This is a genomic window from Leptolyngbya sp. NIES-2104 (assembly GCF_001485215.1).
Taxonomy (GTDB): Bacteria; Cyanobacteriota; Cyanobacteriia; order Leptolyngbyales; family Leptolyngbyaceae; genus Leptolyngbya.
In genome coordinates this window covers 96,330-119,242 of sequence record NZ_BBWW01000002.1, presented here as the reverse complement: position 1 = coordinate 119,242, position 22,913 = coordinate 96,330, and the positions used below count along the sequence as shown (strand labels likewise).

General features: G+C 45.7%; 23 protein-coding genes. 14 read left to right on the top strand and 9 right to left on the bottom strand.

Annotation, left to right across the window (positions count from 1 at the left end):
* Positions 1-20 precede the first annotated feature (20 nt).
* A complete protein-coding gene (locus tag NIES2104_RS27840) occupies positions 21-2,525 on the top strand; it encodes a CHAT domain-containing protein (protein WP_156427121.1) in 2,505 nt (834 codons plus the stop codon).
* On the opposite strand, the gene NIES2104_RS27835 is transcribed toward NIES2104_RS27840, so the two are convergent.
* From NIES2104_RS27835 to NIES2104_RS27825, 3 genes are all read right to left on the bottom strand, one after another.
* Positions 2,486-3,148: a fibronectin type III domain-containing protein gene (locus NIES2104_RS27835; protein ID WP_059002185.1), complete on the bottom strand. Its 663-nt coding sequence runs from the start codon at positions 3,146-3,148 to the stop codon at positions 2,486-2,488. The two genes, NIES2104_RS27840 and NIES2104_RS27835, sit on opposite strands and share 40 nt — an antisense overlap.
* 145 nt (positions 3,149-3,293) lie before the next feature.
* Positions 3,294-4,979 carry a protein kinase gene (locus NIES2104_RS27830; RefSeq protein WP_059002184.1) on the bottom strand — a complete coding sequence of 562 codons (1,686 nt, stop codon included), beginning with the start codon at positions 4,977-4,979 and terminating at the stop codon, positions 3,294-3,296.
* A gap of 42 nt (positions 4,980-5,021) precedes the next feature.
* Positions 5,022-6,404 carry an NB-ARC domain-containing protein gene (locus tag NIES2104_RS27825; protein WP_059002183.1) on the bottom strand — a complete coding sequence of 461 codons (1,383 nt, stop codon included), beginning with the start codon at positions 6,402-6,404 and terminating at the stop codon, positions 5,022-5,024.
* 378 nt (positions 6,405-6,782) lie between these two features.
* Between NIES2104_RS27825 and NIES2104_RS27820 the strand changes: the two genes are divergently transcribed.
* The 4 genes from NIES2104_RS27820 to NIES2104_RS27805 all read left to right on the top strand — a co-directional run bounded on the left by NIES2104_RS27820 (position 6,783) and on the right by NIES2104_RS27805 (position 10,024).
* Positions 6,783-8,138: a hypothetical protein gene (locus tag NIES2104_RS27820; protein ID WP_059002182.1), complete on the top strand. Its 1,356-nt coding sequence runs from the start codon at positions 6,783-6,785 to the stop codon at positions 8,136-8,138.
* Positions 8,139-8,308: 170 nt separating this feature from the next.
* Positions 8,309-8,488 (top strand): hypothetical protein, encoded by a 180-nt coding sequence (locus tag NIES2104_RS27815; RefSeq protein ID WP_059002181.1) that lies wholly within the window; start codon positions 8,309-8,311, stop codon positions 8,486-8,488.
* Between the two features lie 178 nt (positions 8,489-8,666).
* Positions 8,667-9,422, top strand: coding sequence for a Uma2 family endonuclease (locus NIES2104_RS27810; RefSeq protein ID WP_082690159.1), 756 nt, complete (start codon positions 8,667-8,669; stop codon positions 9,420-9,422).
* Between the two features lie 104 nt (positions 9,423-9,526).
* Positions 9,527-10,024 (top strand): hypothetical protein, encoded by a 498-nt coding sequence (locus NIES2104_RS27805; RefSeq protein ID WP_059002179.1) that lies wholly within the window; start codon positions 9,527-9,529, stop codon positions 10,022-10,024.
* On the opposite strand, the gene NIES2104_RS27800 is transcribed toward NIES2104_RS27805, so the two are convergent.
* The 5 genes from NIES2104_RS27800 to NIES2104_RS27780 all read right to left on the bottom strand — a co-directional run bounded on the left by NIES2104_RS27800 (position 10,021) and on the right by NIES2104_RS27780 (position 14,583).
* The gene (locus NIES2104_RS27800; RefSeq protein ID WP_192843670.1) at positions 10,021-10,476 is read right to left on the bottom strand and encodes a barstar family protein; all 456 of its coding nucleotides are present in this window, start codon (positions 10,474-10,476) and stop codon (positions 10,021-10,023) included. The two genes, NIES2104_RS27805 and NIES2104_RS27800, sit on opposite strands and share 4 nt — an antisense overlap.
* Before the next feature lie 96 nt (positions 10,477-10,572).
* Positions 10,573-11,646, bottom strand: a complete 1,074-nt coding sequence (locus NIES2104_RS27795; RefSeq protein ID WP_059002177.1) for a DUF362 domain-containing protein — start codon at positions 11,644-11,646, stop codon at positions 10,573-10,575.
* A 275-nt stretch (positions 11,647-11,921) separates the two neighbouring features.
* On the bottom strand, positions 11,922-13,166 hold the full coding sequence (locus NIES2104_RS27790; protein WP_059002176.1) for a tyrosine-type recombinase/integrase: 1,245 nt from the start codon (positions 13,164-13,166) through the stop codon (positions 11,922-11,924).
* A 46-nt stretch (positions 13,167-13,212) separates the two neighbouring features.
* Entirely contained in the window at positions 13,213-13,935 is a 723-nt protein-coding gene (locus tag NIES2104_RS27785) for a hypothetical protein (RefSeq protein WP_059002175.1), read from the bottom strand.
* An 18-nt stretch (positions 13,936-13,953) separates the two neighbouring features.
* The gene (locus tag NIES2104_RS27780; RefSeq protein ID WP_059002174.1) at positions 13,954-14,583 is read right to left on the bottom strand and encodes a hypothetical protein; all 630 of its coding nucleotides are present in this window, start codon (positions 14,581-14,583) and stop codon (positions 13,954-13,956) included.
* Between the two features lie 728 nt (positions 14,584-15,311).
* Between NIES2104_RS27780 and NIES2104_RS33630 the strand changes: the two genes are divergently transcribed.
* The 9 genes from NIES2104_RS33630 to NIES2104_RS27755 all read left to right on the top strand — a co-directional run bounded on the left by NIES2104_RS33630 (position 15,312) and on the right by NIES2104_RS27755 (position 20,649).
* The gene (locus NIES2104_RS33630) at positions 15,312-15,440 is read left to right on the top strand and encodes a hypothetical protein (protein ID WP_263971069.1); all 129 of its coding nucleotides are present in this window, start codon (positions 15,312-15,314) and stop codon (positions 15,438-15,440) included.
* Positions 15,437-15,631 (top strand): hypothetical protein, encoded by a 195-nt coding sequence (locus tag NIES2104_RS33625; protein ID WP_263971068.1) that lies wholly within the window; start codon positions 15,437-15,439, stop codon positions 15,629-15,631. Before NIES2104_RS33630 ends, NIES2104_RS33625 begins: the two co-directional genes overlap by 4 nt.
* 27 nt (positions 15,632-15,658) lie before the next feature.
* A complete protein-coding gene (locus NIES2104_RS33620) occupies positions 15,659-15,883 on the top strand; it encodes a Uma2 family endonuclease (protein WP_263971067.1) in 225 nt (74 codons plus the stop codon).
* A gap of 90 nt (positions 15,884-15,973) precedes the next feature.
* Positions 15,974-16,132: a hypothetical protein gene (locus NIES2104_RS33615; RefSeq protein ID WP_263971066.1), complete on the top strand. Its 159-nt coding sequence runs from the start codon at positions 15,974-15,976 to the stop codon at positions 16,130-16,132.
* 578 nt (positions 16,133-16,710) lie between these two features.
* Positions 16,711-17,556 carry a ParA family protein gene (locus tag NIES2104_RS27770; protein WP_059002173.1) on the top strand — a complete coding sequence of 282 codons (846 nt, stop codon included), beginning with the start codon at positions 16,711-16,713 and terminating at the stop codon, positions 17,554-17,556.
* Between the two features lie 12 nt (positions 17,557-17,568).
* Positions 17,569-18,828 carry a hypothetical protein gene (locus NIES2104_RS27765; protein ID WP_156427120.1) on the top strand — a complete coding sequence of 420 codons (1,260 nt, stop codon included), beginning with the start codon at positions 17,569-17,571 and terminating at the stop codon, positions 18,826-18,828.
* 358 nt (positions 18,829-19,186) lie between these two features.
* Entirely contained in the window at positions 19,187-19,450 is a 264-nt protein-coding gene (locus tag NIES2104_RS27760; RefSeq protein ID WP_059002171.1) for a hypothetical protein, read from the top strand.
* A 189-nt stretch (positions 19,451-19,639) separates the two neighbouring features.
* On the top strand, positions 19,640-19,801 hold the full coding sequence (locus NIES2104_RS33610; RefSeq protein ID WP_202815230.1) for a hypothetical protein: 162 nt from the start codon (positions 19,640-19,642) through the stop codon (positions 19,799-19,801).
* Positions 19,801-20,649, top strand: a complete 849-nt coding sequence (locus tag NIES2104_RS27755; RefSeq protein ID WP_202815229.1) for a catalase family protein — start codon at positions 19,801-19,803, stop codon at positions 20,647-20,649. The genes NIES2104_RS33610 and NIES2104_RS27755 overlap by 1 nt, the downstream gene beginning before the upstream one ends.
* Positions 20,650-20,708: 59 nt before the next feature.
* On the opposite strand, the gene NIES2104_RS27750 is transcribed toward NIES2104_RS27755, so the two are convergent.
* Complete coding sequence (locus tag NIES2104_RS27750) at positions 20,709-22,415, bottom strand: hypothetical protein (RefSeq protein WP_059002170.1); 1,707 nt, start codon at positions 22,413-22,415, stop codon at positions 20,709-20,711.
* Between the last annotated feature and the right edge of the window lie 498 nt (positions 22,416-22,913).

The window sequence follows — 22,913 nt, the reverse complement described above, 5'->3', positions numbered from 1 at the left end:
TATTTCAGGAGTTCTTCACTGTGAGCCGGATTTATCGTATTCTGATTTCTCTTCTCATGGGGCTATGCTTAGTCGTTGCGCTTCCACTGTTGCCTCAGATTGGTAGTCTTGGTCGCGCTCAAGCCATTCAACCGATTGATCTATCTGTGCTGACAAATGAAGGATTTGCTCAATTCAATGCTGGAGATGCTACTACGGCATTGAAAACCTGGAAGCGAGCCGCCGAACTGTATCGTCAGCGAGGTTCTCAAGAGGGGCAGCTTGGAAGCTTGGTGAATCAGAGTTTGGCAATGAGATCGCTTGGTCAGTTTCCACAAGCCTGTCAAGTTCTCGCAAGAGATGTGCTGAAATTGTCTGATTCGCTCTGCTTCAAGCAACTTTATCGCTCCAATACCTCAGCACAAGAATTTACCACCGCAATTACGCAACTCCAGCTACCTCCAATCAGTCGGTTAGCACTTTATCATCTGAGTGAAATGCTCCGACTCATCGGTGACTTACCCAATGCAAAGATCGCGCTGGAAGCTTTACTCCGACGACCTTCAGAGCAACCATCGATTCAAGAAATCAATCTTAGCTTTGGAAATCTTGAACGTGCTTCTTTTCTTCAACTTCGCGATAAATTAGGTCGCTCTGCCGTCTCTAATGAATTCGACACGATCGTAATTCAACTTTGCAATCATGCAGAAAAAGCGCTTCAGTACTACCAACTGGCTGTTCGTTCTAGTTCAACTCGCGAGATGGCGCAACTGAACGAATTAAGCTTTCTTGCCAACCTAACAAAATGGCTTCAAACTCAACAAAGCAACGATTTACCAGAATTGCAGAAACTTGCTCAAACAGTTACAGAGCGGCGTAAGGTACTTTTGTCGATCGTATTACAATCTAACTTCGCACAGCTTTCGGACATCGATCGTATTTATGCTCAACTAAATTTGGTCAATAGCTTGCTTGAACTTTCAGAGGAGAAAACTGCACAACCCCTTGCGAACACGATGTGGAGCGAAGCTACCGCAGCCCTTCAATCGTCCGAACGCCTACAAAATCAACGCGCAAAATCTTTTAGCCTTGGTGCTTTAGGACGGATATCAGCTCAGACTCAAAAACTCAGTACTGCACAAGCTCAACTGACAGAAGCAATGACGATCGCGCAATCAATTTCAGCCTGGGATGCAGCCTATCAATGGCAGAGAGAGTTGGCTCTAATTGCCAAGCAGCAAGGCAATATTCAATCTGCACTGCAATACTATGGTGCTGCGATCAACAGCCTAGATCAAGTCTGGGGAAATTTACTATCGATTACTCCAGATCTACAATTTTCCTTTCAAGATCAGGTGGAACCGATTTATCGTGATTTCATGGCGTTGTTGGTTAGCCAACCCAATCCAAACCTACGGCGCGTCATTCAAACCTATGAGCGCTTGAAGTTAGCAGAACTTGAAAATTTCTTACAGTGTGGCAGACTTGAACTTACGCCGCTTTCTCAAAAATCTCCAACATCAAAATCAACGTTGTTTTATATTCTCGATCTCGATCAAACCGTTGGTGTGATTGTTCAAACTGAGAATCAGACGAAGTACTATACCGCAAACGCGGAAACCGTTAGAAATAGCGTAGATGGACTGATCTTCAATCTACAAAATGCGGTACAAGATACTGAACTCAAACTGCCCAGTGAATCAGTTCTCAGAAGCTACAGTGAGCCTCTCTATCGTCAATTAATTGCACCTGCTCAACAAGCAAAATTGATCAATGAGGAGACTTCGCTAGTTTTTATCATGGACGCTACTTTTCAAGGGATTCCGCTCGGATTACTGCATGATGGAACTGATTATCTGATTGCCCATCATCCGATGTCTTTGTCGATCGGCTCTCAACTTCGAGCTACACCTCAGAAAGAAAACAAGTTGACTGCCTTGGTTGCTGCACTCAGTCAATCTAGCCCTAGTTTTCAAGATCCGCGAGTGCGATCGCTAAAACTGCCTCTGTCTGATATTGAATCCGAAGTGCAAGCAATCCAAGCTGTGTTGCCAGTAACAAAGCTATTAAACGAGCGTTTTACTTTAGCGAAATTTCAGTCCGATCTCAGCAGATCGTCCTACAATATCGTTCACATCGCGACTCACGGGCAGTTTAGCTCATCTCCTGATGAAACATTTCTAATAGCATGGGATCAGTTAATCACTGCCCCACAATTTAGTAGTTTGCTCAAATCGAGGTTTCAGCCGAATGCAGGTTTTGATCTTCTGGTTCTCAGTGCTTGTCAAACCGCGCAGGGAGATAAACGCTCTCCCTTGGGATTGGCTGGAATTGCAGCCCAATCAGGAGCGAAAACGACGCTTGCAAGTCTCTGGCTGATCGATGACACGGCAACCGCGATACTCATTCAACATTTTTATGAAAATCTGAAAGCAGGACAAACTGCCAAAGTCGCACTTCAGCAAGCTCAGATGAAACTCCGTCAAATTTCAGCCTACTCAAATCCTTATTTCTGGTCAGCTTTTGTACTAATTGGAGCAATCTGATCAGAAGAAATCACGTTCAAGGTTTGCTCCCCGCTCAGAATCATTTGATTCCCTCGATAGGCACTAACAATTACGCGATAGGCGCTACCAGGTTTGAGCGATGGCTGATTTGCCGGGTAGCTCAGTCGCGGCTGTGTTGTTGCTTTACCCCACGCGATGTTCCCAAGTATCCGGACTCGGTAACTCGTTGCTCCTGGAATCTCCTGCCAACTCAATTGAGGACGAAGATTAACAATATTGCTGCCATCAGGTTCAGTAATTTTTAATCGAGCCGCAATGCTTCCACGCGAGCGAACACAGAACGTTAAATTGTTTCCACAAGCTTGAGGTTTGTCTTCTTGAGAAATGCCACACCCAGTTGGCGCAATTTGCCCATTCGATAGCTCTACAACTTTCCCTGTTGCAAGGCAGAAAACGCGAAACGATCGCGCCTCTCGCAGTTCGATCTTGTCTCCCACGCAGAGAATGTCACCTGGCTTGAAACGTTTATCGCTCTCTGTGAGGACATAAGCGATCGGAATACATTGCCGAGGCGCAGAATAGGCAGCAGAGAAGAAACCAGAGATCGCGTTACTGACCAAGTAACCTGCCAGCAGAATCTTTAGATTGACAAAACGAATCACGATATTTTTTCATTCAACGACTTCAACCTGAGTAGTGGCAGATGCTTTCGAGAACCGTACCGCAATACGAACATGATTAAACCTATAGTAATCAATACTCCTGATTCTGAAGCGTAAAAATGAATAAAGATATCACCGCACAAAGTTAGAACCCTCGTTTCGCAAGCTGAATTCGCCACTCTTTAACTTCCGGAAGCGGGGATTTTGTGGCTGAAAACAGGCATGTTTTGAGTTCAGCATCTGACTCAAGCTTTCTAGCTTGTTTGACGAATGCCAGTAAACAATAAGTATCAATTCGTGAACCATCCAGCGATAAAGCACGCTCTAGCGCTATCTGTGCTTCTTCAAAACGATCTAAGCCAAATAATGCCCAGCCTAGATTTTTGTGCAGGGAGGCTAAAGTTGGTTCTGCTTGGGTCAGTTGAACAACAGATTGCACGAGCGAAGCTGCTTCTGTATATTGCTGTTGTCGATTCTTTAATCTTGCGAGGTTGTTGATTGCCTGAGCTTTAGTTTCTGGTGAACCGTTTGCGGCTTTCAAGTATTGGACTGATGCTAAATCGTAACGTTCTTGTCGATCGTAAATTGCCCCCAAATTGTAGTAAGCCTCCCAATAGTCCGGGGATAGCGCGATCGCACGAGTGTAATGTGCAATCGCGCAGTCATCATCTCCCAAGTAATAGCAAGACAATGCCAAATTATTGTGGGCGATTGCTGAACGATCGTTCCATTTCAGCGCAGTTTCAAAATCAGTGCGAGCAGATTGATACTGTTCTATTCGGAGATTTTCGGCTCCTTTGCGGAGATAGTCATTCGATACCCAAAGGCTGACTCCCCAACCGATTCCTAAGATCAGCGAGGCGGAAATACTAGCGATCGACACTTTGAACCACCAAGAATTAACCCTCTGACTCGCTCGAATCTGTTGAGGTAACTTCTCAGTGAGGTGAGTATAGATTTCAATTGTCGTCTGTGGTCGTTGGTAGGGTGATGCTGACATTAGTGTGTTTAACCAAGCAGCAAAAGGTTTTGAAACTTGAGGAGCATGATGTCGCCAGCGCAATTGGTTTGTCTGTGAATCGATCAGATCGATAGGATTTCGACCCGTGAGTAAACTTACCCAACTTCGCCCCAAAGCATAAAAGTCGGAAGTCACCGTTGCTTGTCCATTCACCTGCTCTGGAGGCGAATAACCTAGCGAAGTGATGATAGTCGGATAATTGGATATGATTGCATCTGTCTGCCCAAGTTCTCGCACTCCACCAAAATCGATCAAAGCTAAATCACCATTGGGCTGTAGGATCAGGTTTGAAGGCTTAATATCACGGTGAATCAGGTTGTGGGAATGTAAGTAGGTCAAGATGCCTGAAAGATTTTGCGAATTTTCAGGAGCGCATAACTGCTGCATCCATCTCAGTGCAACCGCTTCAGAAGTCTTTCCATTTTGGGCAAGCCACTGCTCTAGTGTTTCACCCTCTATCTTTTCTAGCACTAGGCAATACAGAGATCTCCCAACAGGTGTATTGACGACAAAGTAATCATTGATGCCCACTTTAGGAATATTTGGATGATCTAGCCAAGAAAGGACAGCATATTCTCGTTCAAAAAGTTCTAGCCGTTTTGCGTCTGCTGATTCAAGAACTTTTAGAATTTTTCGCTCATCTTGATCAAGTACATTGACTTCAAATACTTCAGTTTGAGATGTTTGGGCAATTTGTTGAATGACTTCGTATTTTGATTCGAGAATTAGTAATGTTCCACAGGCTGGACAGTAATCTCTGATCGCTCCAGACTGTTGGCGCTCCGGACAAGCAGGGTTGATACAGTACACACAAAATAAGGCAATAGAATCGCTGATGTGATACTAGCTGATTTAGGGTGGATGCGCCAAGATAATCTTTTTAACAACTGGAGCCAAATCAAAAACAAGCTCAGGTTCACTATCAGATTCAATCACTCGTCGTTCCACTAAACACAGTTCGACTAGACGAGTGAGAGATTTAATTAGGGTTGATCGTGACTTCACAACACCGTATAGTTCCGAGAGTTGAACAGGCGCATTTTGAGTTGCGAGATCAAGCAATACAATGCGATCGCTTTCACTCAACTGATGGATCTGCTCCAAATACAATTTAGATGCTTCATCTGGGACAACGATCGTCCCACATCGTAAGAAATGACGAACCCGCCCTCCAAAACAGGTCTCAATGTATCGACTAATTTGCATTAGTAGTCCAGGATTGCCCTGATACATTTCAATCAATGCATTCCAGCTTGACTGATCTTTTAGTTGATGAGTCGCTAGAATCTTTTGAGCCGCTTCAAGAGCCAGTCCTGAGAGCATCATCTCTTGTGCAGATCGCTTAGAGTGATGCAATCGAACGATCTGGTTAAATCGTTGCCGACTAAGCAATAGTAAAGAACTCTGATGCTTTTGCTCAGTCATGTAGCGAATCAATTGATTGTAATCTCGCAAATCACCGTAAGTATTAAGGGCTGAGATTGCGGTCGTTTGAATAATAGATTCAGCGCTATCTAGCACGATTAAGCATCGCTGTTGCTGAAGTAACGTCATCAAGAAGTTCAGCTTTTCAGAAAATAAAGTGAACGATTTTGGTGAAGTTTGGCGAAATGCACGAATGAGATCATCTACAAGTAACTCTGGGGTTGGTGCGTGGATAAGCGATCGCCAAATCACTACATCAAACTGATTTTGTCCAAATGATTGCACCCAATGGGACGCAAGAGACGTTTTTCCGACTCCAATCGCTCCAACTAGAGAGACACATTGGTAATTTGAAAGTAAATCTGATAACTCTGAAAGTTCGATATTGCGTCCATAAAGCTGTGCGAGAGTGTCTGTGTGCTGAACTGCAATCTCATTCGATAGTTCAAGGTTAAGCTGCGATCTAATCTGATTCGCATCAATGTCATCAGATAGATTGAATTGTTCAGCGAGATGCTTCACAAACCGCTCAAAGCTAGATTTATTGATAGGTTGACGAAAGATATTTTGAAAAACGCTCGATAAGTCTTGCCACAGCCGAGGACCAACCTGCCCCCGCAAGTAGTTTTTACTGTAACCACGAGTCTGAGAAATCTCCTCGTATCTTATACTAAAATCATGTAACAGTGCATCAATCAGAGCAAATTCAGCATCTTCAAACTTCCGTGCCAATGCGACTTCTATCACTGCTATCAAGAACTTAATGTCTTGTTCAGTGTATCGATTTATGCTGACCTGCTGATGCACCATTGTGATCGCTTACCTCTACGCTGATTTGGGGTGAACCGCTCCACTCAGTAATTCAAGCCAATCATAGACTCTTGCAAAAACAGCAGAAGTAAAAAATTAGGATGACCCTATTCAGAGGCATTTATTAAAAAATCCAACAGGTTGGACTTTTTAATAAATTTGCTAGGAGATGTTTTGCTCCTAGCGCTCATTCTAGCGACGATCTCTGTAAAGTTCTACATTTTATTCAAATTCAGATTTCCAAATTTCCTGAACTTGGTATGATTACTAAAAAGTCACCTGACTTTTCAAATAAGGCTGATCAATCTTCTACCCTCCGGACTTGAAATTGAGTTATTCGACTGCTAACCAAACTCTAAGCAGTCAAGCATAAAACTTATGTCAGATGGAATCACGACACTTCTAGAGCCTTCTACGCCTGATGCTCTGGCGACACCTGAACAGAAACAGCTTGCTGAAATTGCGGTCAGGATTCGTCATCGTGTTGGGCGAATGCTAATCGACATTTACGAGACTGGAAAAGAACTGATTGCGGCGCGTGAAATTTTTGGCGGACGTGGTAATACGAAAGACTGCATTGAGTGGGCAGTAAATGAGACAGGGCTAAAAAGAACAACACTGTATGCAGCAGTTGCCACTGCAAAAGCATTTCAGCCATTTGAAACCACAGACTCAAAGATTTTTTTTGAAACAATTGATGTTCGTATCCTTAATCAGATCTCCTCGACTCACACACCAAAACCTGCTCGTGAAGAATTTGTCATGCGAGTTCTTAATGGGGAAACACTCGCCCAAGAAGCAGTCAGCGAAATCATCGTAAAACATCGAAGAGCGATCGCGGATGAAGCGGATGAAAAATTTATAGCTCAACGAAATTTGATTGAGCCCTGGGGTGAGTTGAAACGATTAGAAGATCCAGAAGAGGAGTATCCATTTTTCTTAGTTGATCGTGATGGCGTAGCGCACTGGTTTCGGAACTACAGCGACATCAGTAAGCAATATGCACAGTGGAAAGCTCAACGACTTAAATCACAATTTGATCAAGCGGTCGAGTTACTCACGCCATATTGGTCAATTAAGCTTGCTCCAGCCCGAAAACAGCCAGAACGGGTCGTCGTTGAGAGTCAAATTCCGGGGGTGAACAAGCAGTTTACGATCGCTTCTCCAGCGTCCTTGATGCGGTGGTGGGATCAAGAAGGCAGAGTAAAAACACAGCGACTTCTTGCAAATAATCCTCGAACGATCGCAGCAACCTCCACAGAATTGCTGACTAAATTAGATCTCGAAAAAGCAGCTTGTCGAGATTGTCGTTGGCATGATCCTGAACATGAAGGGAATCAGTACGGGGTCTGGTGTGGATTTTACAAAGATACACTAAGTCTTGATCGCATTCAGGAGATGCCTCTGCGTTGTAATCAATATCGACACGAAAGCAATGCTGATCCCCTTCCACCTGCCCGCGTAGAACTTCCGGTTGAAACTTCAACTCTCCCTATTCCACAGCGCCCTTGTACGAAGGTGGCTGTAATCCCACCCGGTTTGCGATCAGACTCACGAACTCAAAGTTCTGATTTTAGCGAGAAGCAAGATTCAGCAGCAATACCCATTCAGCTTGAACTGGACTATTGGCTTCAGCAGATCGAAGCACTTCCAGATGAGACGCTGCAAGTCCTAGAGGAGCAACTTGAGCAAATCGCGGCTGCGATCGCTCGTCGTAAGCAGCAAAGCTCTTAATTGGATTAAATAAAGGCATAGATCCCATTGCTTAGTTTTCGCATGAAATACATAGGTCTGGAACATTACCTGATGACTGCTACCTTATTCTGAATCTGCTCGAATATAAATAATTTTCACAAATAGCAGTTGCGGTTCCTCTCACTTCAGAGCAACCGAATGTTGTGTTAATGGAAACCTTTGCGCTGGCTGATGCCGTTGTCCAGCAGTTTTGGCAGATGAGATCTTATGTCGTTCCCTTTGGAGCTTGGGGAGCGGCGGAATCTGTCGGGTTTGATCCATCTACTCGTCAAGCTGCTCACGATCCACGCAAGCCGACAGATAGCGCGATCGCCCTGCCAGATCCTTAAAGAACGAAGTTGAGTCATGAGGATCTGGCTGAATTTCAAATTTTTCTTATGTACAGATCGAGATTAGCACTCTTACATAAGAAATTAATCATCTGTGAAGTGAGTGACACGACTGGCAAAACAGCGAATTCAGCGATCGCGGTAGAATGAGAGCTATTCCCATTCCAATGCGGTGTCTATGGAAATGTCGATCGCTCAATCTTCGACCAGTCCGGTTTCTCCTGAATGGGAAATGCCGACCCCGCCGACTGACTTACCTTTCGATGATGGAGTCCCCTTGGAAAGCGCCCGCCATCGCATCGCGATGAATCTCCTAATCCGCTCTGTTCAATCTGCCCTTAAAGACCGGACTGATTTCTTTGCAGGCGGCAATATGTTCGTCTATTACAGCCGTAATCAAGCGATGAATCGGGATTTTCGTGGACCCGATTTCTTTGTGTCACTTGATGTCGATGGCAGCCGAGAGCGAAAATCGTGGATTCTATGGGAAGAAGATGGGCGCTATCCAGATGTCATTGTCGAGCTTTTATCTCCGAGTACAGAACGAGTCGATCGTGAGGATAAAAAGCGCCTCTACGAGCGAGTATTTAAGACTCCCGATTATTTCATTTTCAACCCCTTTGATCCTGCTTCCTTGCAAGGCTGGCGGCTTCAGTTGGGTCAGGGCTACCAACCATTACAGCCAAATGCACAAGGCTGGCTCTGGTGTGAAAGTTTGCAGCTATGGGTAGGAACCTGGGACGGCGTGATCGATCGGGAGCCTGCTACTGGAACTTGTCAATGGTTGCGATTTTATGATGCTGATGGGCGGCTAGTCCCGCTATCTGAAGAAGCAGAACGAGCCAGAGCGGAACAAGCGGAACAAGAGAATGCACGCCTGATTGAGCAGCTTCGAGCGAGAGGAATTGATGTCGATGAATTACTCGATCAATAGCGCTATTCGTAGAATGGCAAAGATCAAGCCGCTCAAAAAGCTAAACACTTCTTATTTAGAATAATTTGTACTATCTGCACAAAAGAATTGTAGGCAAAGCAGTCATGAAACTCGTGGATTTACCTCAAGCTGTTCTCGATGATCTGTGCCAAGACCAACAATGGCGCTTAGATATCGATCCAGGATTTGACAGCAAACACGAATTTTGGATGGCGTGGCATCATTTTCTTAAGTTACCAGAGGAATCTTACTTCCCCCGCAGCGAAGATAGTTTGGCAGAGTTTCTCACCCTTGAAGGGTATCCGCTGTTGCTGCCTGTCCCACGATCTCATCACGCCAGTATTACTCCCATTCGATTAATTTCCAGCGCCGATCAACAGACAGTCACATTATTTCTTCAAGATGCTTACCATCGCGATTGGTTCACAGAGCCTACTGATGCTCGTTATGGATTTTTGGCGATCGCCGATCGCTACCAGAAGTTTGGCTGCGATTTCTATCTTGCTAGCTACTATCATTTTTCCTACCTCGTGGGCAAAGATTACGAAGCGGCTGTCGCACTCTTAGCTCAGAAGTTGGATGAATACCCGAATACTCATTAAGCATCATCTACACCTTCAATCTCGACCAGAACGAGTTCTACACTCGAATGATGATCCATTCGTTCCACTAGCCAATCGAATACCGTCGGACCCTGTTCTCGCAGGGCTGCTCGTAATGCCCAAGCAGTCTTAATCAAAACAGTGGGGTGGCACTCTCGCAATTGTTGCAGCAGTTGCTCTACAGTTTCGGGATAGCTCAATGCGGATCGAGCGATCGCTGCATTCATCCAAATTAGTCGAAACGTTTCAGGCAAGAGTCCATAGTCTCCTCGTAAAACTTGGTCAAGCGCTTCGAGGCTCTCACCCCACGGTTGTCCTGCTAATAAAACCTGACCAATCTCGGCATAAAACGCTTTCAGAGTTGTGGTACGACGACCATCCAGGATGTATTCGGGTTTCACAAAATTCCTAGCAATGCAGAATGAAGCCTTTTCAATCGAAACATTTCTCACCCTCACCCTCCTCTCCAAAACAGTAGATCTGAACGCGGTCGCTCCTGCCATACCGTTAAACATGCAGCTCCATATTTAGACCTCACGATTGGGAGTTCAAACGATGAGCAATTTACGAATTTGATCTGCCATCGCTCGGCTTGCTTTATCTGCTGTGATAATTTCTATCTGCTCTGCTTGGGTCGCTCCTAGCCCTAACTCTACAGCACGGCGAATTTGTTCGAGTTGCCAAATCGAGCCACGGGAGACTGCTTCGGTTGTGCCAAGCGATCGCAGAATCCCAATCGCAACGACATCAACCGCCACACGATCCGTTCCTGCCAAGATGACATTTGATTTCACTTGCTTTCCAGCTTCCGGTCCTCCATTGACCAGTGCTTCTACGCCATCCAGTAACACGAGTGCAGGCTGGTAGGCTTTATTAATTTCTGCAACCATTAATCGTTGGTGCGGCGAGGAATGCAATTCGCTCATGTAGTTGTAATCGTTGCCTGGAACATATTTCGCCACCATGCCGACACTATTTTTAAGTGAGAGTGTGAAGTGCCCACCAAAGCGATGCGTTTTCAGACAGCAGGTATTGACGATCGCGCCTGCGTTCAAAATTGGACGAGCAAAAGCAAACCCCCGACTCCAATGTGTCCCTTGAGCGGGAAAGAGTTGCCAATCGTCCGCCTTCAATTCGTCGAGGACGATCGCATTCACGCCAAATCGATCGGCAAGTTGAAACACGCCCTTGCTCGTCATTGCCTCGCGGGTGTTCGCCATACCACTGCGATCGCCGATCGTAATTTGTCCAGCTTTAGCATTCTGTAATTCTTGGATTAAGGCTTCAAGTAACCGAGTGTCTGTGGCGGCAGGGGCGGGGTCAGCGGTATTGTAGTTCGGCTTGAGAAAGACGGTTTTGCCTGCGATCGCATCCGGTTGTAGAAGATCGATCGCTTTACGAGTGCCTGTGACTCGATCCTCAGTTTTGATCAGGACAACCCGACTCATTTGCCCCTTAGAGACGCTGGTAGAATTTGCTGCTTCAGCAGCATGATCAATTTCAGTCGAAGTCGTCATTGCTTTACAAGCGGTGGGAAACGTAGCGGCTCCTGCTGCTAATCCAGCAAATTGAAGAATTTTGCGTCGAGTGATATGCAATGCGGATTCATCTGATGCTGCCATGATTGCTTTCCTACAAGATGCCTACCATTTCGGTGTAGCAAATCTGGAGGCGGTTTGGCGATAAAAATATTCTTGATCAAACGTCTCGTCGTGCTGCAATAGCGGCATGGTCGCCGCTTACGAAAAGTTCTGCTTGGAAATTGATTCCGACTTTCGGGCATTTTGATCTTCTAGCGCCCACTCGCCTCGATTCAAGTTTAGAAAACGCTCGATTTTCTGTACTGCAACGTTGCAGTACAGAAGGTTTTTTATATTTCTAGGCTCAATTCTGAAAGTTATACGAGATCTTCAGCGTGTTGCAGGTCTTGAAGAATTTGAAATGACAGATCAAGCGATCGCGCAACAACTTCCAATGTAACTCCTTCTCTCAGGAGCTTACGGGCAATTTCTAGCCTCTCTGTCTGTACTTGATTCTCTAGTTGAGATGGCGGAAAGGAAAGAGCATTGTTTGAGCCGGATGTGCCTAGACTTCGCAGACGTTTCTGACAGTTTCTAAAGAAAGCATTAATGGCAGCTTCTTGTTCAGCGCGAAGGGTATAACGACGAAATACAGACTCGCTCTCAATTCCCCCTAATCGACGGGCATGAGCTGGATCAATGTCATCTAATAACAATTCTGTCAGGTAGGTATGTCGAAATAAGTGAGGGTGCAGATGTTGGATTTCAGCTAATTCTCCAATTTTTTCAATCGCAAAGTAAATTCCATGATACGTCAGTCGCTCCCCACGACGAGTCACATGATGCGAGAGTAGCAATGGGCGATCGCAACTGAGTTCCTCTCCCTGACTTCTACGCCAGTTCAGATAGGATTCAATTTCTGCCCAAGAAGCGGGGTCAAGTGGAACAATTCGGGGGCGATCGGTCTTTGTATTTGCGATGAAAAGAACTTTGCCGCTGACCCCATCGGTCGTATGATTGCCAATCGCCCCCATATTCAAATCAACCACCTCACCTGCTCGTAAGCCGTGGCTGAGAATGTGAACGAGAGCGCGATCGCGTAATTGCGTTTCTCCCCGTTGGGCAACCGCGTTCCAAACTGATGCCTGCTGTTCCTCGGTTAAACTCTGCGCTTCAGGCAGGGGAATTGCCTTTCCTTTTAGCCCGATCGCTGGATTTGTGAAGACTAAATCAGGATACGTTTTGTGCAGCCAAGCAAAAAAGCTCCGCAACGCCATCACTGCTAGATTTCGACTGCTAGTTGAAAGCAGGTTCCCTTGGCTAGTTCGCACCTCCTCAGTCAAGTACCACAGATAGTGAGCATTGAGATGATGCGGTTTGATCTCACTCCACAGCAACTCCGACCAAGACAAGAATCGGTAGAGTTCACGTTCGTAGTTTCTACGAGTATTCCGTTCAAAGCCGCTTGCATTTAGAAACTCTCGCACTTTCACACTGCGAATATCAGTCAGGGGTAGCTGGATTGTCGCTGTCTTCCCTCTTCGCCTCGGAGCCACGGTGCGATCGTCGAGAGGTAGCGGCATCAAATGGGCTTCAACTTGTGGGAATGATCGAGCAACCATACTTTTAATTCACCAGCAATCTAGAAATGACAAGACTTAAAAAATTTCAGCGTTGAGTATATCCAACAATCCAGATTTCACCTTCGTACCAATCACCCCGCAGTTCCAGCAAGAATCCTCCTAATAATAACGCCAGCCAAACTTCGATCCACGGTCGGTTTAGCTGCTGACATAGCTCCACAAATGAAATTGCACCAATCTGAGCCGTCTCCCAAAAAGTAATGATCGTTTGTGTCCACTGAGCGACATCTTCATCATGGGCAGTCTCCATTGCGGCTTTAAATGCTTCAGCGGCTTCAGCATCCGTCAATTTCGCTTGTTGTTGTAACTGATCACCCATCACGGTGACCAGTTGGGCAGTATCTACCAGCCCTGCCGCAGATTCGATGGGTTCTATTTTAGTTGGGGATTTGCGGTACTCTGGGTAGGGCGCTGGAAGGTCATGTTCGATCAACCACGATAAATCAAACTCCTGCGTCTGCATTACCAAATCAACCCGACCGGAAATATCGACAATCGGCTCAACCGGATTGTGCCGCTGCTTCCACTCCTCGATCAAGATATCGGATCTTAAGCAGACAAGTTCTGCCATGCGTTGCAAAATCTCCCCAGCCAATTCAAGCTGTGCAGAAGCAGATTGAGTCGCGATCGTTGCAACCCACTGGTCATAGGTTTGCAATACAGTCGCCAGCACATCTTTCTCGTCAAGAAATTCGGTCGCTATTTCTAGCGATCGCCATAAATCAAGTTCGAGTTGCTGACTATCCATAAATACTTTCTAATCAGTTCATCGGATTGAGCGACCAGTACAGAGCGGACAAAGTGCCGGATGTCGTTCGTCACCTTCATCATGCAATCGCCCGATGCGGTAGGTCTCGTATTCCGGAAAGTTTTCGTTTAGAACTTGGTTGAGTGCCCTCACCATACTGGGAATCAGTTGCTCTGTTACGTCTTTTGGTGCGAGTCCTCGGCAGTGATAAGGTCCAGAAAATGCGATCGTCTGATCTCCTAAAAGCAGCAAAGCCCCGATCGCGTGTAATCGATCCTTTGGCGTTTCACGATACCACAGCAATTGAACATAGACACGCTCTGGAGGCAGGACAGGAGCCGCTTGGGGTGTCCAAGTTCTAAGCAAATCCGAAGTCGAGATATCGCTGCTCTGCACTTTTAAATGTTCGATGCCTCCAGCACAGGCTTGCCTGCTCGCAGCTTGCTGTTTGGCAAGTTTTTTGCGTTTGTATTTTTCTCGACGTTGAGCATTAATTGTTTCTTGGTTGGCATAATAATAACGAAGCTTATGACAAGGATCTCCTGCCCAACAGCCATCCCCACCTTGGGCAGCATCATGAAGCTGTTTTGCCTCGACATCACTGAGGGCAGAACAAATTTTGCATTTTGGATCAGGATTCTGTGGCACGGCTTCTCCTTTTATTAACCCTTAGTCGCCCAAATCTGCTTTTCATTAAGAGTTCATGCAAATTTGCTAGTACAAAATTACGTAAATTTAATTAGTAAATTTGTACTTATATCGAACATCGTTAGAGTTTCGCTAGAGTCAAGATAATTGATTATTATCTTATATCAAAAATCTAAGCTGATCCGCACTTGTGACTGAAAGCATAATGTGAGCCAGTTTCTCAACTTATGCTTTCAAAACTGAGGAGCGATCGCGATTTAAGACATGAATTTAGGACAGAACACCTACTATATACGTCCCATAACCCTCGCCAGCTTTGCTTTCTAAACATTGCGCTGCGATCCAAACCTGTACTTTTACAGACAAGGGAATAAATTTTCAATTCTGAGGAAGTTGTCTAGTAATTGTGGCAGTTCAATGTGCCAATGCGGTTTCCGCTCGACTAGATTTGGAGTGCAATTCTAGCAGTATCCCTACTACGTACCAGTCTTAGCGTTGGGCGATCGCTCAGATTATGATTTCAGCCTTGAACTTCTGCTCAAATTACGGTTTCAAAGCAGTGAAGAAAAATTAGAAGAAGGAACAGCAGAATCAGCAGTTTAGGAGTTTTTTGGCTCACATTATGCTTTCAGAATGGCTCACATTATGATTACAGTGACAGCACTGCTGGGTAAACGTAGAATAAGGAGGCAATTGCGCTGACCGACCGATTCTAGGTCGAGGGGTTTATGGAAATGCCCACCGAACAGACCTCAACCGATGCGGAAGTCCAAATCCAAGACATTCCGATGCCCCCGACTGATTTAGTTTTTGACGATGGAGAACCCTTGGAAAGTCCTCGCCACGCATTGCGATGAATCTTTTAATTCGCTCTGTGCAGTCTGCGCTCCACGATCGGTCTGATTTCTTCGCAGGCGGCAATATGTTTGTCTATTACAGCCGCACTCAAGCGATGAATCAAGATTTTCGCGGACCGGATTTCTTTGTCACGCTGGATGTTGATAGTAGCCGAGAACGGAAAGTGTGGGTGACTTGGGAAGAAGAGTGACGTTTCCCAGATGTAATTGTGGAGTTCTTGTCACCGAGTACCGAAAAAGTCGCAGCCTCCGGCACGCTCCGCGCCCGCGAGGACAAGAAGCAACTGTACGAACGAATCTTCAAAACTCAAGATTATTTTATTTTCGACCCATTCGACCCCACGTCCTTGCAAGGTTGGCACTTACAAACTGGGCGGCGCGGCTACCAACCGCTGCAACCGAATGCACAAAACTGGCTGTGGTGTGAAGCGTTAGAACTTTAGTTAGGAACTTGGCAAGGGGTAATCGATCGTGAACCTGCCAATGGAACCTGTGATTGGCTACGATTTTATAGCTCCGATGGAAATCTCATTTTGCTGCCAGACGAAGCAGAACGAATTCAGAAAGAGGTGGAGAGAACCGAGAAAGAGGCAGAACGAGCGAGAGCTGATCGAGCAGAACAAGAAAATGCAAGGCTAATCGAGCAGCTTCGAGCTAGAGGGATTAAACCAGAAGAATTGTCGGAAAATTAGACCTACACAATTTCTCGATTCTTCGTCTTTACTCGTCAGCACTAATATTTTATGACAATAGTATAAAAAATTCGGCGTTTTTAGAATGGCGAAAATCCACTCTATGTATGGGTTACAAGCTGGGAACTGCTTGATGGTTGAGCGTAATCGTGCGGTTTCTTACAGGGGCTACATAAAGACTCGTAATGATTTCAAGCTCTAATTCAATGGGTTTGTACCGCAACGTTGCAGTACAAACCCAAACATGAGAATTGAAAATGGTTGAGTGCAACTGTGCCCATTTCAACACGATTAGCCCCAAACTCTCACATGAGATCACACCTGTAAGCTCAGAAACAGGTTGCAGAATTTTGTTAGAAATTCAGATAAATCTAGTACTATATGAAATCAACGTTCAGAGGTTGATCGAAGAATTTGTACCGCAGCGTTGCAGTACACCTCTAAAAATTGCATTTATATCGTGTGAATATGACGTAGAGCAGCCGATTCAAAAGATTCAACCATCCAGAACTTAGCAAAAATTAAGGCATTTTCATCGGTTGATTGTGACCCAGCAGTAGAATACGGACACTGAATTTATGCAGGTTAGACTTACGATCGAAAGCAATACAGGCGGTTCTGGAAAAACGACATTAGCCAGCCATCTTGCTTATGCACTGGCAAGTAAGAAACTACGAGTCGTTTTAATCGAGCTTGATCCCAACGGTTCACTCGCCTTATTTACCGGATTACCGAAGTTACGACCCGATGAAGTAGAAGATTCGATCGCGTGCATTTTTGAGCGTCAATTTAAAGGCAATTATCCGCTCGTTCCGGTTTGGGAGTCCAGCACGAAATTGGTTCAGGTGATTCGAGGTGGCTCTCCTCTACATACTGCGATTCGAGGATTGCATCTGCATGAACGACCTTACGAGGTACTCAAAGATCGACTGGAAGACTACCCGATCGATGCCGATGTCATCATTATCGATACGCCAGCGTCGGTTGAGCCAATGGGACTGATTGCATTGGCAGCAGCAACTCACTTCATTGCTGCTATTAAGCCAGAGTTCAAAGACTCTTGGAGTTCAAGCGATATGCTGAACTGGTTTTACGAGAAAGTAGATTCGTTGCGTCTACGTCCTCGTCCCAAGATTTTAGGGTTTGTTCCATCGCGTGTTGATCTCCAGAAAGCGGTTCATCGTAACCTGTTGGGACTTAAAGCAGATGGCAGTGTGAATGAAAAAATTGATCCCGTTGATACGATCCCCTATCAGCTAGAACAGCTAGAAATCCCTTGCTTCCCACATATCAAAGAATCTGGTTTTTTCCTCAGTGCCAGCGGGACAGGACTTCCAGTTCATCTCTACCGCCCCGATGACAAAATCACGAAGTCTTTCGATCCAATCATCAAAGAAATTGTCAAAATCCTGAAAACAAAATAAAAGGACACTCTGATGCCAAAACCCCAAGCGATTAAACCCTCCGTAATGTTTGCCGATGCTAACCAAAGCCAACAGATCTCCCGACTCAAAGGTCAGGTCGAAGAACTAGAAGCAGAAATTGCCGAATTGAAGTCAAGTGGAGTTAGCTCGAATGAGAAGATCGAGCTTGAGTCCAAAATTCAATTTTTGGTAGAAGAACTGTCCCAAACGCAAGGAGTCAAACAAATTGACTTCAAAGACATCAGCCGCAACCCACTGCAACCACGGATTATTTTTACCCATGCCCAACAGCAAGCCTTTGCTCATGTCTTAAAAGAAGAGGGTCAACTGGCTCCGGTGCTGCTAATCGAGATGAGCGAAGAAGTGCGATCGCAGTTAATCGAGTATGAACAGCAGGGACTCTTTATCGCCGCTCAGCCGCTATACGACATCAATCTTCCATTCCTGATGTTTGATGGGGAACGAAGATTACGCTCAGGTCGGCTCGCCGGATTATCCAATCTCAACTCGGTCATTCTGCCTGCTAAAGGTGCGATCGACCTTTTAGAAATTCAGTCCAAAGCCGTTTCGACCACCATTCATCAGAAGAAACTGCACGATTTGGAGTTGGCGCAAGTTCTCATTTGCCAGTGCAACCATCGCTACCCATACCTAAAAGATGTACTTACAGAACCATTAGACATCGAGCTTCCTCGCGCACTCAACACTGCACTGACGCAGTTAAAACGGAGACTCAGACGAGGGGATCAATCTGCCGATTTAGCGGACATCTTAGCTGCCGATCGCGCGGTTCAGAAAGAGTGGATCGAGAACTCAGGGCTAGAGGAAGTCGCCCAAGCGATTTTGGATATCATTCTGAGCTATCAGCAGAATCCATCTACAATTTCTCGTTACGTCCTTCCACTATTGAAGTTGCCAGATGATCTGAAACAGGCAGTCTGGGACGAAGGACTGGAACCTGCAAAACTTCGGATTCTGAATCAATTGAACGCAGAAGCACTGGATTTGGATGACGCAGCAGCGAAAGAAGTTCGGATAGGTGTAACTCAAAATGCGATCGCAAACAACTGGAGTACCCAAACCATCAACGAGCAAGTGAAGACCCTTCTGGCTCAACACAATCCAGCCGCTGAAGCAGAGCAACCTAAATTACCGAGAGAAATTACGGCATTGGAAAACACAGATTTTTCTGCGCTATCTTCTGCTCAACTTCGAGAGTGTCAGCAGATCCTCAACCGCAGGCTAAAAGAGGTTAAACAATTACTCAATTAAGAATCGTTGCTGCTCAAGAGTCATGCGGGTATGCCTTTGCGAAGATTAATGAAGAAAGGCATTCGAGTTTGCTTCTCGATTTAAGCGCTCTCAAATTCATTAACGCAAAACGATCGTTGATCAAATGTCAAAACAAATGACAACAACCTCTCTAGTTCTCAAATTGTAGAAGCTTCCCACAGGCATGTTGCCTGAAGCGTGTCTGTATTCGCCCCATCTTGCTGAAAGACTAGAACCGTTAACGATCTTCAAACTCAACTCTATCGATCGATAACAACAGTTCTGCCCAACTACAGACCAAGCTGCTGAATCAGATACGTTAAGCTTTACAAAAATTTATCTTAATGTTCCCTATTCTATGAATCCGAACTTGCTAGAAGCAACACATGAGTACTGGCATAAATTGAATGAACTCGAAGCCGCTTACCAACGCGGAGAAGTCACACTTGAAGAAGTCGATGCCAGAGTCGAAGCATTGATGGCAGAGTTGGGGCGATCACGACGCGCAGCCTTCAGCGATTTCTTCAGTGGGGTTCGTCGTTTATGGGAGGAGCAGCGAGAGGCGATCGTGGGCGTTTTGGGATTAGGCGTTTTGACTTACGGGTGGCTGGTCGTTCGCTAGATATAGACTTCTGGCGCAAGGGGGATCAAGAAGGCGAACTCAGTTCTGAATGATTAACCCACGATCCTTTGAACTTACCCCCAGGCTATACACTGAATGCTTAACTCAAATCAGTACATCCGCTATTCTCAAGATGTAGAAGCCAAGCAACCGAATGAAGATTGACTGATCCGCGAAATTCTAGACTCCGTGGCTCGGCAAGGACAAAAGGTGTTTGACAAACATCGTCATGCCATGCGCGGCGCTCATGCCAAAGGTCATGGCGGACTGAAGGGTGAGCTGCAAATTTACGACAACCACCGGCTCATCTGGCTCAAGGATTATTTCGCGAACCCCGAACATACCCTGTAATGATCCGCTTCTCCAGTGTTCCGGGTGACATTTTGCCCGATAGTCTCTCGACCTTTCGTGGCATCGGAATTAAAGTGATTGGCGTAGCAGGACCGAAACTGCTAGTTACCAAACCTGATGCTGTAACTCAAGATTTTCTAATGATTAACAGTCCAGTGTTTCCATCGGGGAATCTCGCTCGCTTTCTGCCTGAACAATTACTTCAAGAAAAGGTGGTCGTTAGCGCCCCAGAGGAAGCACAACAACTGTTAGGACTCACTGCCCGCACGGTGAATGCTCTGACTCAAAAAGTGGGTATTGACCTTTATCCGACTTCATTGGGCATTACGCAACCTGAAACTCATATTTTAGGAGAAACTTACTATAGCTCTGCTGCCCTGCGTTATGGAGACTACGTTGCGAAGTTCAGCGCAGTTCCCCTCTCTGCAAGTTTTCAACCGCTAATTGGTAAGAGAATTGAAATACAAAATTCTTCCACTCTGCGTGATTTGATTGTGGAGTTCTTTCGAGAGCAGTCGGCTGAGTATGAATTGCGTGTCCAACTCTGCACCAATCTGGAAACCATGCCGATCGAAGATGCTTCGGTTCGTTGGTCAGAGCAAGAGAGTCCTTATCAAGCGATCGCTAAAATCTCAATTGGGATTCAGGAGGCATATAGTCCAGCCCGTCAGGTTTACGTGGATGAGGTGCTGTCTTTCAGCCCGTGGCATACGCTCGCAGCGCATCAACCGCTTGGTGCAATTCAGCGTCTTCGCCGGGAGGTCTATGAAGCTTCTAGTCATTACCGCCACGAGATGAACCAACAGCCAAAGAGAGAGCCACTCAGTATTGAAGAAATGCCTGATTAGGAAGTCTTCTCAAAACTGGGCACACTCGATCCTTTGAGCTTTGCAATCGCGAATTTCATCTAATCGGAGATAGATTCACGATCGCAGTGCAGCGAATCAAGTCTTAACCATCCTGGATGGAATCGCGACCATGCCAAAGCTTCTGCTTGCAAAATCGGATCGCCGGAATCAAAATACTGTTGCATTTGCACCAATTGACTCTCTGATGGTTCTCGCTCAGTCGAGTGCTGCTGTTGAGCGATTTGCATTGCTGCTTGATGCGCTTCTTGCCATGCTTGTTGTTCTGGTACAGTTTGCGGCTCAATCGATAGATTCTGAGAGTCTTGAGCGATCTCCTTGCAAGGCTGATTCCACAACGTATTACGACCGATAGAATCAGAATGATGGAGAATTAGAGCGTTAGGAGCATTGCTAGGATTACTATTACCGCCATTGCTAGGTAATAAGCTTGCAGTATTCTCGACCTCCAAAGTAGGGTTTGAGTTCTGATTGTATTGTTGTTTTTGATCAAGATCTAGCTCAGAGAAGCCGAATGAAGCATCTGTGAGAAAGCTTGGATGCCACAAATCTCGATGACGATAAAGTGAACCGCCACCAATTTTGTATTGAACTAATACTTTGAATCTTGCAGTTGCATTTATTGGTAGAGTTCCTTTTTCGAGCAGATCCACGATCGCACTTCTAATCCGATCGCGCGCTGATTCCAACTGTTGTTGATTCCAAGAAGGAGCTTGATCGCACGCTTCGCGCCACGCAGTGTTCGCACTTTCTAACACTTCTGATTTTGCTTTGAATTTGCCTTGCGGCTCTCCATAGTGAAAGTAGTGGCTGGATTGAATACAATTTGCCCACTCTTCTGCACGATGTTCAATCTCATGCTGATGCCGACACCATTCCTGATAGCCAGGAAGAGCTTTTGCGGTTTCGACGATCGCTTTAATCAGTGCTTCTCCTTCCAACGGTTGCCCACCAGATAGGACGTGATGAAAGATGTACGATCGCATCGCAATGCGCCCTAACAAACGATTGGTTTGCCCGTAGCCTGTCCAACCGAGTTCGATTTCTGCATTCAAATCATTGATAAACTTTTCTGCTTTCCCAGATACCTGAAACACTCGCCGTTTTGCTTGCTTGAGAATTTGCTTCAGCGTTTTGGTATCTAAGTCATTGCGGTTTTGAGCGAACTGCCATCGCTGAATAAACGTCTGCTGAGTACTCCAAATCGGTTGAAACTCTTGATTGAGAAGGTAAGACCCCGTTTGCATCGGCAGACGATGAGAATTAAATAAGCTAGGAGTTCCGCCTGCAATGTAAGGTTTTGGGTTAGGGAACGTCTCAAGTTGTCCAGGAATGAGTTTGAAGCCGGAGTTTTCGAGCAGGGTTGCAACTGCGATCGCGAACTGCCAACTACTCTGCGCCTTCGAGAATGGAAAATAGAGATGCAGCCCGCCGCTGTAGCTGGAGGTACAAATGATGTATTCGACCAGTCCCAATGGCTCTAATGCCTCTGCAATGCGTTTGATAGCAAATGGGTCACGATTGGGGTGATAGGGGCTTCTAACGTCAATATCAAGCAAACAGTACTGAGTTTCTGCGCCGAAGCGAACGCCATAGAGATATGCACCTTGTTGAATTAAGCGATCGCTCAAAGGATGGCGAGTCTCAGTTTGCCAATTCACCTTTGCGCCGGAGTGAGGATGCTCTGCCCAAATGTAGTCGTAGCGATGCGGAAATAGAGACAGGAATTGATTATCCCACTCATTCACAGAGCTAAATGATTTGGCTGAAATTGAGATAACGATATGACACCTCCTGCCCAAAATCGCTTTGGCTGAAATCGATCGCGCTGATCTTGCCAGATTTTGATTTTTTGCCTTGGCTGGAGGATCAGTCTGATCAGACTGATTGCTTGTCTCAAGTTGCTCAAAGCATTACGTAGTAAGCCTTCTCAAAACAGTTAGTGATACAACACGGAGCGGTTAGTGATGTGATCGGGTGATCTTAGTGACCGAATGCGGAAGAATTTGTCTCACTGCGAAATGCCCGTCTTGTCTTGGTTTAGGATAATTTTTCGCAGAAACTTTAGGTGAGACAAGAGTAAATTCCAGGGAGCGATCGCTTAATTTGTCTCGATCGTTCCAAAACAGCAGGATCATTAAAGCCTTGTCTAGTAATCATTTCAGCTTCTCAAATTGCTGTAATCTCTTCAAAATCGAGTGAACTGCCAGTGATACGATATGGAGAAACTTGTCTCACCTAGTTGA